The 13,529-nt window shown below is 68.7% G+C and carries 10 protein-coding genes; 5 read left to right on the forward strand and 5 right to left on the reverse strand.

Features of this window, described 5'->3' with window-relative positions; translation table 11 throughout:
• Window positions 1-86: 86 nt before the first annotated feature.
• Both HV798_RS19585 and HV798_RS19590 read right to left on the reverse strand, forming a co-directional pair.
• A complete protein-coding gene (locus HV798_RS19585; protein WP_175193478.1) occupies window positions 87-3,101 on the reverse strand; it encodes a PAS domain-containing protein in 3,015 nt (1,004 codons plus the stop codon).
• Window positions 3,102-3,248: 147 nt separating this feature from the next.
• Window positions 3,249-3,962 (reverse strand): DUF2325 domain-containing protein, encoded by a 714-nt coding sequence (locus HV798_RS19590; RefSeq protein WP_175193479.1) that lies wholly within the window; start codon window positions 3,960-3,962, stop codon window positions 3,249-3,251.
• A gap of 299 nt (window positions 3,963-4,261) precedes the next feature.
• Here HV798_RS19590 and HV798_RS19595 point away from each other — a divergent pair, with 299 nt between their 5' ends.
• Window positions 4,262-4,555, forward strand: a complete 294-nt coding sequence (locus HV798_RS19595; protein ID WP_025140789.1) for a flagellar transcriptional regulator FlhD — start codon at window positions 4,262-4,264, stop codon at window positions 4,553-4,555.
• 14 nt (window positions 4,556-4,569) lie between these two features.
• On the opposite strand, the gene HV798_RS19600 is transcribed toward HV798_RS19595, so the two are convergent.
• A complete protein-coding gene (locus tag HV798_RS19600; protein ID WP_246288967.1) occupies window positions 4,570-5,892 on the reverse strand; it encodes an MFS transporter in 1,323 nt (440 codons plus the stop codon).
• Window positions 5,893-5,996: 104 nt separating this feature from the next.
• Between HV798_RS19600 and HV798_RS19605 the strand changes: the two genes are divergently transcribed.
• Both HV798_RS19605 and HV798_RS19610 read left to right on the forward strand, forming a co-directional pair.
• Window positions 5,997-6,905, forward strand: a complete 909-nt coding sequence (locus HV798_RS19605; RefSeq protein WP_175193480.1) for a LysR family transcriptional regulator — start codon at window positions 5,997-5,999, stop codon at window positions 6,903-6,905.
• Window positions 6,906-7,058: 153 nt separating this feature from the next.
• Complete coding sequence (locus HV798_RS19610; RefSeq protein WP_246288969.1) at window positions 7,059-8,702, forward strand: mucoidy inhibitor MuiA family protein; 1,644 nt, start codon at window positions 7,059-7,061, stop codon at window positions 8,700-8,702.
• A 77-nt stretch (window positions 8,703-8,779) separates the two neighbouring features.
• On the opposite strand, the gene HV798_RS19615 is transcribed toward HV798_RS19610, so the two are convergent.
• Complete coding sequence (locus tag HV798_RS19615; protein ID WP_175193482.1) at window positions 8,780-10,003, reverse strand: EAL domain-containing response regulator; 1,224 nt, start codon at window positions 10,001-10,003, stop codon at window positions 8,780-8,782.
• A 207-nt stretch (window positions 10,004-10,210) separates the two neighbouring features.
• Here HV798_RS19615 and HV798_RS19620 point away from each other — a divergent pair, with 207 nt between their 5' ends.
• Window positions 10,211-11,377 (forward strand): 3-deoxy-7-phosphoheptulonate synthase, encoded by a 1,167-nt coding sequence (locus tag HV798_RS19620; RefSeq protein ID WP_246288990.1) that lies wholly within the window; start codon window positions 10,211-10,213, stop codon window positions 11,375-11,377.
• Window positions 11,378-11,460: 83 nt separating this feature from the next.
• On the opposite strand, the gene HV798_RS19625 is transcribed toward HV798_RS19620, so the two are convergent.
• Window positions 11,461-12,699: an NAD(P)/FAD-dependent oxidoreductase gene (locus tag HV798_RS19625; RefSeq protein WP_025140795.1), complete on the reverse strand. Its 1,239-nt coding sequence runs from the start codon at window positions 12,697-12,699 to the stop codon at window positions 11,461-11,463.
• Window positions 12,700-12,826: 127 nt separating this feature from the next.
• Here HV798_RS19625 and HV798_RS19630 point away from each other — a divergent pair, with 127 nt between their 5' ends.
• Window positions 12,827-13,429 (forward strand): GNAT family N-acetyltransferase, encoded by a 603-nt coding sequence (locus HV798_RS19630; protein ID WP_175193483.1) that lies wholly within the window; start codon window positions 12,827-12,829, stop codon window positions 13,427-13,429.
• The last annotated feature ends 100 nt before the right edge of the window (window positions 13,430-13,529 follow it).

Consider the following 13,529-nt stretch of genomic DNA (forward strand, 5'->3'; position numbering starts at 1 on the left):
TCCTTACAGCAATCGCCATGCCCACCGGCCCGTCGCCCTGGCGCCTGCGCCCGGGCAGGCAATTTTTACCGGTGCTTGAAACCCGGTCACCCCAGCGTCGGCGTTGCCCGGGGCGCCTCTACCGTGATCGGATCCAGCATGCGCTGCACCCGCGCGGCCAGCACATCCAGCGCAAAGGGTTTGACGATCAGTTCCATGCCGCTGTCCAGAAAGCCCGACCCGCGCGCCGCGCTTTCGGCATAGCCCGTCATCAGCAGCACCTTAAGGTCGGGATGCGTGGCGCGCGCCGCGTCGGCCAATTGGCGTCCGTTCAGGCCCGGCAAGCCGACATCGGTCACCAGCAGATCGATATCCGGGGTGGCGCGCACGCGCTCCAGCCCCGCGTCGCCATCGTTGGCCGTGATCACCCGCATGCCCAGCTCGGCCAGGCTTTCGCGCACCATCTCGCGCACATTGGCATCGTCTTCCACCAGCACGACCACGGCCTGGCGGGCGCGCTCGCCAGGCGGGCTGGCTTCGGGGCCGGGCGCCGCGGCATCGGCCAGCGCGCCTTCGTGGCGCGGCAGGAAGATCCTGACCGAGGTGCCCACGCCCACCTTGCTGTCCAGCGTCACCACGCCGCCCGCCTGCTTGGCGAAGCCGTAGATCATCGACAGGCCCAGCCCCGTGCCCTCGCCCAGCGGCTTGGTGGTGAAGAAGGGATCGAACGCGTGCGCCAGCACATCCGGCGTCATGCCGCAGCCGATGTCGGTCACGCACACTTCGACGAAGGCGCCCGCCTGCACGCCGCCATAGGGCCGCAGAAAGGCCCGGTCCAGCCGCGTGTTCAGCGCCGCTACCGTCAGCACACCGCCATCCGGCATGGCGTCGCACGCGTTGATCACCAGGTTCAGCAGCGCGTTCTCGAACTGGTTGCGGTCGCAGCGCACCGGCCACAGGCCCGGTTCCAGGTCGAACGCCAGCGACACGCCTTCGCCGGTATAGCGATGGAACAGGTCGGCCATCGATTGCAGCGTCGAGGCCACGCAGAAGGCCTGCGGATCGATCGGCTGGCGGCGCGAAAACGTCAGCAGCCGCTGCGTCAGGTGGGCGGCGCGATTGGCCGATTCCATGGCCACATTGATGAAGCGCACGGCCTGCTCGGGCGTGCCGGCCGCCAGCTTGCGCTGGATCAGGTACAGCGCGCCGGTGATGCCTTGCAGCATGTTGTTGAAGTCATGCGCGATGCCGCCGGTCAGCCGGCCCACCGCCTCCATTTTCTGGGCTTGGCGCAGCGCGTTCTCGGTTTCCAGCAGCGTCTCGGCCTGCGATTTCAGATCCGTGTCGTCGCGGCCGGTCATGTACAGGCTGTCTTGCGCCCACGACATGCTCCAGGTGATCCAGGCGTAGCCGCCATCGCGCTTGAGCACGCGGTTTTCCAGGTGGCGCACGCCTTGCGGCGCGTCGGCGCTGCGCGCCTGCGCCAACGCGTTGCGCGTCGCGTCGTAGTCGTCCGGATGGATCAGCTGGCGCAGTCCCATGGCCAGGAACTGCTCGGGTGTCCACCCCAGGATCGGCCGCACGGCCGGGTTGACGCTGACGTAGCGGCCCTGGCCGTCGATCACCGCCAACAGCTCGGGCGACAGGCGCCAGATGCGGTCGCGCTCGGCGATGGCATGCTCGACCCGCTGCTCGAGCATGCGGGCGTATTGGGACCGTTCCACCGCGCCGCACATGCGTTCGGCCACTTCCTCGATACAGGCCACGTCGCCGCGCTTGAAACGGCTGTCGGCCGCCGGCCGCACCACCAGCGCGCCGCCCTGGCGGCCCCAGCGGCCGGTCGGCACCACGATGGCCGATGGCAGGATCTCGCCGTCGGCCTGCGCCAGCAGCGGCTCAAGATAGGTCGTGCGGCCGTTGCGCAGCGCGTCGTAGAACGCATCGGTATACAGGTCCGGCCCCGGCACGCCGCGGCCATCGTCGCGGCCCGGATGGCAGCGCCAGCAGGTCGACACCACCGGTTCGGCGCCCTCGCCTGCCCAGTCCAGCACCGCCGCCATGCCCAGCGCCAGGTGCTGCCCCAGGCTTTCGCAGGCGGTGTGTTCGATGGCCTGTTGCTGCGGCAGTTCGCGCAGGCGGTCGCCCAGCGCCATCAGGAAATTCTTGCGGTGCTGCCCTTCCCAGAGTTCGGCTTCGGCCGTCTTGCGGGCGGTGACATCCAGGAACAGCGCCATCATGCGGTCAGCGCCCTCTTTGCGGGCGCGCGCCTCGTACCAGGCCGGGCGCGGACCCGGCACGGCGAATTCAAACTGCGCGGGCTCGCCGGATTCGACCACCTGCGCGAAGGCGTCCATAATGCGGCCCGGCACCCCGGGGATCATTTCGCGCAGCGTGTGGCCCAGGGTGTCGCCTTCTTTCATGCCGCTCTGGCGCTCGAAAGCCGGGTTGACCTCGATGAAACGGAAATCGACGATGTTGCCCTGCGTATCGCGCAGCGCCTCGCTCAGGAAAAAAGCCTCTTGCATGCCTTCGAACATGGCGCGCCAGCGTTCGCCGCTGCGCCGCAGCGCCAGTTCGGTCAGGTGGCGTTCGATGGCCAGCGCGGCGCTGCGCGTGACCACCGCGATCGCGTCGATATCGTGCGCGGACGGCGAGCGCGGCGTGCCGTAGTAGTTGGAAAACACCCCCAGTAGCCGGCCATCGGGCGATTTGATCGGCGTGGACCAGCAGGCTCGCAACCCATGCTCCAAGGCCTGCTCGCGCCAGGCTTCCCAGGCGGGATGGCTGGCGATGTCTTCCGCATAGACCGGACTGCCGGTGTAGGCGGCCTGCCCCCACGAGGCCGCGCCAGGCCCGATCAGGGCGCGGTCGACCGCGGCGTTGAAGGCCGCCGGCAAGCTGGGCGCGGCGCCGTGCAGCAGCAGGCGGCCGGTTTCGTCGATCAGGGCAATGGAAGCGCGCAACTCGACGCTGGACTGCGCCTCGATCGCGTGCAGCACATGCGCCAGCACCTCGGGCAATGGCACGCCCGCGACAATGCGCTGGAGCATGATCCGTTCGTCTTCCAGGCGCGCAAGCGTGTCGGTCCACGGGTGCGCTACGCGGTCTCGCTGGGTCAGCATGGATTCTCCCTCGGGCTCTCCCGAGAGTATTGCGAGCGCGGCCCGGCAGCGGAAACCCTAGGTAACTCGAGGCAACAGCGCGAGGCAATCGCGCGGATCAGCAGGCCGACGATTCGGCGGGTCGGCGCTTGCGCGGATGGCCGCCGGTCAGCGGGTCGACTCGACGCTTTCCCGCGCCAGCCCCAGCGCCGTCAAGGCCTCGGGCTTGTCGACCAGCACGCACTGCTTGCCGGTGCGGGTGCAATGGTCTTTCACGCGCCAATAGGCACCGTGGCTGACGCAGCCCGTCTGGCAGATGACCAGGTCCGCCGCCACCAGGCTGGCTTCCAGCGTGTCGCCATCGGCGCCCTCGCCGCCGCAATGGCCCAGGTAGCGGCCGCCGGCCATTTCGACGACCTTGCGCGTCAGCATCAGGGCCATCGCGTCTTCGCCCACGCACAGCACGGATTTTTCGCGCAGCGTCGCCGCGGCAATCACGGCGGGCCGCGCCGCCGGTTCAAAGGCCGTGTCCAGCGGGCGCAGCCGCGCCTGGGCCGCACGGTCCTGCCAGGCCAGGCGCTCGCGCATCAGGCTCTGCACCCGCTCCATCAATTGCGTCACCCGCCGCGCCAGCGCGACGCGCCTGGGCAGGCCGGGAATCGCGCCTTCCAGCGCGGCGCGGTCCTGGCGCGCCCATTCCAGCGCGGTGTCGCGCTGGATCACGGCGGCGCGCAGGCGCATGGCCTCGGCTTCCAGGTGCTGGATGCGCTGGGCCTGCGCGCTGAGCAGGCGGCTGCAGCGCGCCTGGGCCTGGCCGTAGGCGGCCAGCAGGGCCGCGTGTTCACGCTGCAAGGAATTGGGCGCCTGGAAAGATAACGTCATCACGGGCCTCGGTTCGGTAGGAAACAACACGGCGGGCGCATGCCAGCGCCGTCCGACTTGCCCGGCATTATAAATGAGAATAAGTCTTTTTTAATTTATATCGATATGCCCGCCGCGGGCACAGGGAAATCCATTACTGACGGCATTTGATCGCTTAAATATGATCGACAAACCATACCGGCCGCAAGCTTTTCACCGCTTGACTAGACGCCCATGCTGAGGACGCCTCGCGCCTTGCTTGTTCCTGGTCCGTGCAACCGCCGGACCGCGGATTCAACGAAGTAAGGAAGGGGCACCCGATGCCGAGATCCGCCGAACTTCTGCGCGACATCCACGAAACCAATCTGATGTATCTGCTGCTCCTGCAGCGGTTGGCCCGTACCGGCAACCTGCAGGCGCTGGCGGGCCTGCAGATTTCGGCCAAGGCCTGTCAATGGCTCGTGGGCCTGAAACACGAAGACCTGACCCGCCTGGCCAAATGCAGCGTGTTGCTGGCCCAGTTGAACCTGGAGCCGCACCTGCTGCTGGCCGCGCTGAGCCAGGGCATGGACGCGACGCTGGCGGCCGAAGTGCCCAGCCGCACGCTGGCCTGACCGCGGCGCCTGGCTTATGCCCCGCGCCCGACCACGGGCGCCGGGGCGGCCCGCGTCGACCGCCAGTACAGGGCGGCGCTGATGCACAGCGCGCCGGCCAGCAGGCTGCCCGCCATGGCGGCCACGCCGGGCCAGCCGCCGCCGGTCCAGAACTGGCCGCCCAGCGACCCCAGCACGCTCGAGCCCACGTAGTACACCAGCAGGTACAGCGATGCCGCCAGCGCCTTGTAGCCGCGCGACATCTGGCCGACCCAGCCGCTGGCCACCGCGTGCGCGGCAAAGAAGCCGAAGGTGAACACCACGATGCCGGCGATCAGCACGGGCAAGGCGTCCGACAAGGTCAGCAGCAAGCCCGCCAGCGCCAGGCCGGTGCCGGCCGCCAGCATGGCGCCGCGCCCGTGCCGGTCGGCCAGGCGGCCGAAGAACGTGGACGCGAAAATGCCCACCAGATACACCACGAAGATGAAGCCGATGAAGGTCTGGCTGAGGGAAAACGGCGGCGCCAGCAGGCGGAAGCCGACGTAGTTGTAGACGGTGACGAATGCGCCCATCAGCAGCCCGCCCATGGCGAACAGGCCGCACAGCGGGCCGTTCTTCAGGTGCGCGCCGATGCCCGCGCGCACGTCGCCGAACACCCCGGCCCAGCCGCGCGCCCGCTGCGGTGTGAAGCGGCGCGAGGCCGGCAGCAGCCACACGAACAGCACGGCGGCCACGATGCCCAGCAGGCCCAGCGTGCCCATGGCCGCGCGCCAGCCGAAATGGTCGGACACCAGGCCGGTGATCACCCGGCCCGACAGGCCGCCGAACGCGCTGCCGCTGATATACAGGCCCATCACAAAACCCAGGGTGTCGGGTTCGACCTCTTCGGCCAGGTACGCCATGGCCACCGCCGGCACCCCGCCCATCGCCACGCCCTGCAACGCGCGCAGCGCCAGCAGGCTGTGCCAGTCGGGCGCCACCGCCGCCACCGTGCCCAGCACGGCCGAGGCAAACAGCGACAGCGCCATGATGCGCTTGCGCGGCAGCGCCTGCGAAAACAGGCCCACCAGGAAGATCGCCACCGCCAGGAGACCCGTGCACAGCGACAGCACCAGGCTGCTCTGCGCAGGTGACACGTCGAACGAATGGGTGAACAGCGGCATCAGCGGCTGCACGCAATACAACAGCGAAAAAGTGGAAAAGCCGGCCGCGAACAAGGCCCACTGGGCGCGGCGCAATGCGGGTGTGCCGCGCGCCAGATAGTCGGAGGACGCCGTCGCGGCGCGGGCATCCGCCTGGGCGCTGGCCTGCGTCTGGCCGGCATCACTGGCCGCGGGTACTGCTGTAGGGGTGGACATCGGAATTCTCGAAAAACGCCGGGCAACCGCCCGTGCATTCAAGGTAGACTTTTCCCCTGCATATGTCCAATATATGAAACCGGCACTCGCTATATTTTAAAACAATGGAACTGAGACACCTGCGCTATTTCACGGTGGTAGCCGAAGAGCTGCACTTCACCCGCGCTGCCGCCCGGCTGGGCATCGGCCAACCCCCGCTCAGCCAGCAGATCCAGCAGCTCGAACGGGAAATCGGCACGCCGCTGTTCCTGCGGCTGCCGCGCGGCGTGGAACTCACCGAGGCCGGCGCCCAGTTCCTGGAAGATGCGCGCGCCATCCTGGCCAGCGCCGATCGCGCCATCGACACCGCACGTCGCCTGGGCCGCGGCGAACGCGGCGCGATCACCGTGGGCTTTACCGCGTCGGCCGTGTTCCACCCCTACCTGCCGCAAGCCATCCGCGCCTACCGCGACCGCTATCCGGACGTGCGCATCACGCTGACCGAAAGCAATACCCAGAGCCTGCTGCGCGGCCTGCGCGAAAGCGCGGTGGACGTGGCCTTCGTGCGCCCGCCCTATGTGCTGGACGCGGAATTCGAATCCGAACGCGTGCTGGACGAGCCCATGCTGATCGCCCTGCCCCCCGACCACCCGCTCAGCCGCAAACGCAGCGTGCCCATCGCGGCGCTGGCCGACGAAGATTTCGTGCTGTACCCGCGCCCCATCGGCGCCGGGCTGTACGACGCCATCCAGAACGCCTGCCTGCGCGCCGGCTTTGCGCCACGCGTCATCCAGGAAGCGCCGCAGATGGCGTCCATCGTCAGCCTGGTGGCGGCCGGCGTGGGCATCTCGATCGTGCCCGCCGCCATGCGCCACATGGGCGCGCAGGGCATCGAATATCGCCCCATCAAGGGCGACGCGCCACACGCGTTGCTGGACATGGCCTACCGGCGCCATGACCGCTCCATCGCGGCGCGCAATGCCGTCGAAATGTTGCGCCAACTGGCGCATCCCGAACCGGTTGCGGGTGCCTGAAACTGGGACGGAAATCGGGGCGGTATAGCCCTGTCGCTTTTGTCACCTTCTGTAAACCCGATGTGCGCGGCTCCCTGTACATTGCGCGCTACCGCGGCGCCGGCCCGGCAGCAATACCCGCCGGACCCGCTCAACCTGCCTAAAGGTGTTCTCGTGCAACGTACTCTCCTGGCCCTTGCCTTCGCCTCGCTTCCCGGCTTTGCCGCTGCCGCCGGCCTGGCCTCTTCCATCGGCGCGGTCACGGTCTACCAGGACCGCGCGGTCGTCACCCGCAGCGCCAGCAGCGAGCTGCCCGCGGGCGAGCACGAACTGGTGCTGGAAAAGCTGCCCGCCACCCTGCAGGACAACTCGCTGCAAGTGTCGGCCAAGAGCACCGGCCAGGCCACGCTGCTGGATGTGAAGGTGCGCGACGCCTACCAGGTCGACACCGCCAACGAACGCGTCAAGCAGCTGGAAGAACAGGTCCGCAAGATCCAGGGCCAGCAAGCCGCGCTGGACGACGAAGCCGCCGTGCTGGACAACCAGCGCGAGCTGGTCGCGATGATGCAACGCGGCGCCACCGAACCCGCCAAGGACGGCCCGCGCCCCACGCTGGAAGACTTGAAGGCCATCCAGGCGCTCAGCGCCGACACGCTCAACCGCACCCTGGCCGGCCTGCGCCGCGTGGCCGAACAGCGCGAAGACCTGGACCGCCAACTGACCGCCGCGCAAGGCGAACTGGGCCAGCTGCAAGGCCAGCTCAACCGCCGCACCAAGACCGTGACGCTGCGCGTGACCCTGGCCCGCGCCGGCAAGCTGGACCTGAACGTGTCGTATGCCGTGGCCGGCGCCCGCTGGACGCCCGCCTACGACGCCCGCTTGCGCCCGGCCGACCGCAGCGTCGACCTGGGCTATTTCGGCGTCATTCGCCAGAACACCGGCGAAGACTGGAACAACGTCAAGCTGACCCTGTCCACCGCCCGCCCGTCGCTGGGCGGCGGCGCGCCCAAGCTGATCCCGTGGATCATCGATGTGGCCGCCCCGCCCCCGCCGATGCCCGCGCCCGTGGCCGCCGCGGCGCCGTTGATGCGCAGCGAGCGCGCCCGGCCCGCGCCCAAGTCGGTGCAGGACGAAGCCGCCTACTCCCTCGAAGCGCCCGAGCCGGAAGCGGCCAAGGTCTCGACCGCCGAGGTGCAATCCGCCGCCACCAGCGCATCGTTCCAGATCCGCACGCCCGCCACGCTGCCGTCCGACAACAGCGTGCAGCGCGTCGCCATCACGACCGCCAAGCTGCCCGCGACGCTGCAATACCAGTCGACCCCGGCGCTGCGCGAAACCGCCTACCTGACGGCCGAGGCCAACAACAACACGGAATTCCCGTTCCTGGCGGGCACGCTCAATACGTTCCTGGATGATGCCTTCGTGGCGGCATCCGCCATGAAGGCCGTGATGCCCGGCGAAAAAGTGGAACTGGCGATGGGCGCCGACGATGGCATTTCCATCAAGCGCCAACTGGTCAACCGCTTTACCGAAAGCACGGGCTTTTCGGGCAACGGCAAGCGCGTGACCTACGAATACAAGATCACCGTCAAGAACAACAAGGCCACCAAGGAACAGATCACGTTCAAGGACCGCCTGCCGGTCTCGCGCAACGAGAAGATCGAGGTCAAGCTGCTGTCGCCGGCCGACCGCGACATCAAGCGCGAAGACGACGGCGTGCTGGCCTGGAACTGGGAACTGGAACCGGGCAAGTCGCGCGACACGACGCTGAAGTTTTCGGTCGACTACCCGGGCAACATCGACGTCGCCGGACTCTGACGGCCGCGCCCCGGCCTCAGCCTTGAAAAAAGCCACGGGCGCCGAACCCGTGGCTTTTTTTCCGACATTCACCGCCCTCAGTGCTGGCGGCAGAATTCAATGAAATCGGCCGGCGCCAGCGGCATCGATATGCCGTAACCCTGCGCGAACGTGCAGCCCAGCTCGCGCAGCAGTTGCAGGTCGCGTTCCTGTTCGACGCCTTCGGCCACCACCCGGCGGCCCAGCGCGCGGCCCATTTCGATGGCGGCGGCCACCACCGCGCGCGAGGCCGGCTCGCGGTGCATGTGCACGATGAAGTCGCGGTCGATCTTCAGTTCGGTGAACGGCATGGCGGAAAACAGCCGCATCGAGGCAATGCCCGCGCCGAAATCGTCCATGGCCAGTTCAAACCCGCGAACCCGCAACAGGTTCAAGGCGGACGACAGCGTCAGCCAGTCGGTGACGGGCTCGTCTTCGGTCAGTTCCACTTTCACCAGCCGCGCCGGCAGGCCGGCCTGGCCCACGCGCTGCTCCAGCAGGGCCGGCAAGTCAGGGGCGCACAAGGTGGAGGCCGAGGCGTTGATGGCAATGGGCACCGCGATGTGCTCGGCATGCATGGCGGCCAGCACCTCGATCACGCGGTCGGTCACCCGGTTGAACAGCAGTTGGTCCAGCCCCAGCCGATGCGCGGCCGGCACGAAGTCGGCCGGAGATATGGCGCCCAGCGTGGGGTGATGCCAGCGCGACAGCGCTTCAGCCGCGACCGCCCGGCCCGTGGTCAGGTCGACCTGCGGCTGCAAGACGACGCTCATGCCCACGCCCGAGGCCAACGCCTGCCCCAGCTCGGCTTCGAGCACGTCGCGCCGCACCGCCGCCTGGCGCGGCGAAGCCGGGTCGTGGTCGATGCTGTGCAGCGCGGCCTTGATGGCATGCTGCATGGCGGTGCGCGATACCGGCTTGGACAGCGCCTGCGACGACGGGCAACCGGCTTGCAGTGCCAGCCGCACATGCGATTGCAGCAGTTCGTCGGTCAGGCTGCTGATCCAGATGATGGGCGGCATGACCTTGAGGCGGCCGCCGTCGACCAGCCGGCGCAGTTCGTTGGGCAGCAAGGTGCCGTCGCCCTCGCCCATGACGATGTCGCTGAGCACCACGTCGTAGGCCTGGCGCGCCAGCGCGCTGACGGCTTCGGTGCTGCTGCCCACCCCGGCGACCCGCCGGTAACCCAGCGCCAGCAGCATGTTCTGCAGATAGGCCCGTTCCACGGGGTGGTCTTCCACCAGGAGTATCCGCCGGGTCGCGCCGGCGTCGGTTTTGGGCATCGCGCGGGTCCTAGAGGGTGGAGCGGTTTGGCGGGCGTTTCCAGCCGCTTGCTGGAAGGCGTTCCGACAATGCTAAGGCATCTTCCGCGACTGCGCCGCCAGATAGGACGGGTTAGTCACTATTAATTAGCCTGGGGCGGCAAGGGGGTCCGTCACCCGGACGGACGAAGCCGCTTGCACGGCCCGATGCCAGCCGGTGCGATAATGATGGTCTTTCCCCGCATCTATGGCACGGAGCTTCCCTTGACCCCCCGCATCGACGACCCCCTGCACGACCGCGAGGTCGGCACGGCCGACTCCACCCAGGACAACACCCGTACGGACGACACCCGCATCAGCGCGGTGCGCCCCCTGATTTCGCCCGCCCTGCTGCAGGACGAGCTGCCGGTCTCGGCCGCCATCCAGACGCTGGTCGAGCAAAGCCGCGCCCGCATCGCCGACGTACTGCACGCCCGAGACGACCGCCTGGTGCTGGTGGTGGGCCCCTGCTCCATCCACGACCATGGCCAGGCCATGGAATACGCCCGCCAACTGCGCGCCGCCGCCGACCAGTATCAGGACGACCTGCTGATCGTCATGCGCGTGTACTTCGAGAAGCCGCGCACCACCGTCGGCTGGAAGGGCTACATCAACGACCCACGCCTGGATGGCAGCTTCCGCATCAACGAAGGCCTGCGCCGCGCCCGTGAGCTGCTGCTGGACATCAGCGAACTGGGCCTGCCGATCGCCACCGAATTCCTGGACCTGCTCAGCCCGCAGTACATCGCCGACCTGATCGCCTGGGGCGCCATCGGCGCACGCACCACCGAAAGCCCCAGCCACCGCCAGCTGAGTTCCGGCCTGAGCTGCCCGCTGGGCTTCAAGAACGGCACCGACGGCGGCGTGCAGATCGCGGCCGACGCCATCGTGGCCGCCAGCGCCAAGCACGCCTTCATGGGCATGACCAAGATGGGCATGGCCGCCATCTTCGAAACCCGCGGCAACGAAGACACCCACGTCATCCTGCGCGGCGGCAAGCAAGGCCCCAACTACGATGCCGCCAGCGTCGACGCCTGTTGCGCCGTGCTGCGTGCCGCCGGCCAGCGCGAACAGGTCATGATCGACTGCTCGCACGCCAACTCCAACAAGTCGCACCTGCGCCAGGTCGACGTGGCCCGCGACATCGCCGCCCAACTCGCCCAGGGCGACACCCGCATCACCGGCGTGATGATCGAAAGCCACCTCGAAGAAGGCCGCCAGGACCTCAAACCCGGCCAGCCGCTGCGCCACGGCGTGTCCATCACGGACGCCTGCCTGGGCTGGAGCCAGACGCTGCCCGTGCTGGACATGCTGGCCCTGGCCGTGCGCCAGCGCCGCGAGAAGCTCGGCGCCTGATACGCGCGCGCGGCGGGACTACGCCGCTGCCGGAACGACGGCGGGCGGCGTAGTGCACCGCTACCCCGCCCGCCGTCCTGCCTCTAACGGTTCAAGGCATAAGGCGCAGGGTCCATGTCCGGTTCCTGCCCGGTGACCAGGCTGGCCAGCAGCTTGCCGGTCACCGGCCCCAGCGTGAAGCCGTGATGCGCATGGCCGAACGCCAGCCATAGCCCGGGATGGCGCGGCGCCGGCCCGATCACCGGCCGCATGTCCGGCATGCAGGGCCGACAGCCCATCCAGGGCGTTTTCTCCACCGCCTCGCCCAACGGCAGCAACTGCGCCGCCAGCGCCCGTGTGCGCGCGATCTGGATGGGCGAAGGCGGCGCGTCGCGCGCCGCGAATTCAGCGCCCGTGGTCAGGCGCAGGCCCAGCGTCATGGGCGACACCACGAAACCGCTGTCGATGTCGGCCACCGGATGCGACAGGGCCGCGCCGTCTTCCAACGCGAAATGCTGGTGGTAGCCGCGCTTGACTGCCATGGGGATGCGGTAACCCAGCGGCCGCAGCACGTCGGGCGACCACGGCCCCAATGCCACCACCACGTCGCGGGCCTCGACCTGCCCCGTCACGCCGCGCACGCGCCAGCCGCCCCCGGACACGGCTTCGAGACTGCGCGCGTCCCCCCGCGCCAGCACGCCGCCGCGCTGCTTGAACAACGCGGCGTAGCCGCGCGCCACCGCACCCGGGTCCGACACGTTGACGGGATCGCGCCAGTGAATGGCGCCGACCATGCGCGGCGACAGCGACGGTTCCAGCGCGGCCAGGCCCGCGCGGTCAAGCACCTGGTAGTCCAGGCCATACGGCGCCAGCGCGGCGGCTTCGGCGGCGGCGCGGTCCAGGCTTTGCTGGGTGCGCATGCCGTCGATCCAGCCATTGCGGCGGAACAGGCCGCCGATGCCCGCCGCATCCTTGAGCGCGTCGTGCTCGGCCACGCTGCGTTCGATCAGCGGCAGCATCGCGGCCGCCGCGCGCGCCAGCCGCGACGGCGCCGAATGCCACCAATAACGCAGCAGCCACGGCGCGATGCGCGGCAGGAAACGCGGGTGGTAGCTGACGTCGGGCGTCTGGTTGCCGGCATAGCGCAGCAAGCTGCGCCAGTCGCGCGGAAAGGCATAGGGAATGACGCTGGCGCGTTCGATCAGGCCCGCGTTGCCATAGCTGGTTTCTTCGCCCGGGCCGCGCCGATCCAGCAGCGTCACCGAACGGCCGCGGGCCTGCAGATGCAGCGCCGCGCTGACGCCGATGATGCCGGCGCCCAGGACAATCACGTCTGTTTTCATGCGCGAAATTCTGCGCCCGGGCGCGGGCTTCGGCAAGCGCCATGCAAGGCGTAGAATCCATCGGCGCCCCGGGTCTGGCCGCTGCGGCCCGCGCCTGCTGGCGGCGCCTACGCGGAGCCCCCCCTTCATGTCTGCCCTGCCCCCTTTGCAGCCCGTCACGCTGATTGGCGAGATCGTGCGACTGGAACCCTTGACCCTGGACCATGCCGATGCGCTGGCTGCCGTCGGCCTGGATCCCGAACTGTGGCGCCTGCAACCCGAACCCGTCGAATCGGCCGCCGACATGCGCCGCTACGTCGAACGCGCGCTGGCCAGCCAGGCGGCGGGCGCCTGTCTGCCGTTTGTGATCGTGCGGCGCGCCGACGGCCAGGTCATCGGCACCACCCGCTATATGGATATTGCGCTGGCGCACAAGCGCCTGGAGATCGGCGCCACCTGGCTCACCCCGGCCAGCCAACGCTCGGGAGCCAATACCGAAGCCAAGTGGCTGTTATTGCAGCACGCCTTTGAAACAATTGGTATCATGCGGGTCGTGTTCAAAACGGAAGCGACCAACACGCAGTCCCGGCAGGCCATCCTGCGGATCGGCGGCGTCGAGGAAGGGGTGTTTCGCAAGCACCTGATCGCGCAGTCCGGACGCGCCCGCGACATGGTCTACTTCGCCATCCTCGACGAGGACTGGCCCGCCGCCAAAGCGCGCCTCATGGCTCGCCTGCGCCGCGCGCCGTAGCCGCGGCGATTTGTTCTTTGTTTTGGCCGGCGCTCAAGTTCACACGGCTTGGCGCCGTTAACGCAGTGCAGCGGGGCAAGCTTTTCCACCGCCCGTCCCG

The sequence above is a fragment of the Achromobacter deleyi genome (assembly GCF_902859705.1).
Taxonomy (GTDB): domain Bacteria; phylum Pseudomonadota; class Gammaproteobacteria; order Burkholderiales; family Burkholderiaceae_B; genus Achromobacter; species Achromobacter deleyi.

What these genes read in the sequence shown, in the direction of transcription:
- HV798_RS19585 (WP_175193478.1), bottom strand. Translation starts at nt 3,101, where the DNA reads ATGCTGACCCAGCGAGACCGCGTAGCGCACCCGTGGACCGACACGCTT.
- HV798_RS19590 (WP_175193479.1), bottom strand. Translation starts at nt 3,962, where the DNA reads ATGACGTTATCTTTCCAGGCGCCCAATTCCTTGCAGCGTGAACACGCG.
- HV798_RS19595 (WP_025140789.1), top strand. Translation starts at nt 4,262, where the DNA reads ATGCCGAGATCCGCCGAACTTCTGCGCGACATCCACGAAACCAATCTG.
- HV798_RS19600 (WP_246288967.1), bottom strand. Translation starts at nt 5,892, where the DNA reads ATGTCCACCCCTACAGCAGTACCCGCGGCCAGTGATGCCGGCCAGACG.
- HV798_RS19605 (WP_175193480.1), top strand. Translation starts at nt 5,997, where the DNA reads ATGGAACTGAGACACCTGCGCTATTTCACGGTGGTAGCCGAAGAGCTG.
- HV798_RS19615 (WP_175193482.1), bottom strand. Translation starts at nt 10,003, where the DNA reads ATGCCCAAAACCGACGCCGGCGCGACCCGGCGGATACTCCTGGTGGAA.
- HV798_RS19620 (WP_246288990.1), top strand. Translation starts at nt 10,211, where the DNA reads ATGGTCTTTCCCCGCATCTATGGCACGGAGCTTCCCTTGACCCCCCGC.
- HV798_RS19625 (WP_025140795.1), bottom strand. Translation starts at nt 12,699, where the DNA reads ATGAAAACAGACGTGATTGTCCTGGGCGCCGGCATCATCGGCGTCAGC.
- HV798_RS19630 (WP_175193483.1), top strand. Translation starts at nt 12,827, where the DNA reads ATGTCTGCCCTGCCCCCTTTGCAGCCCGTCACGCTGATTGGCGAGATC.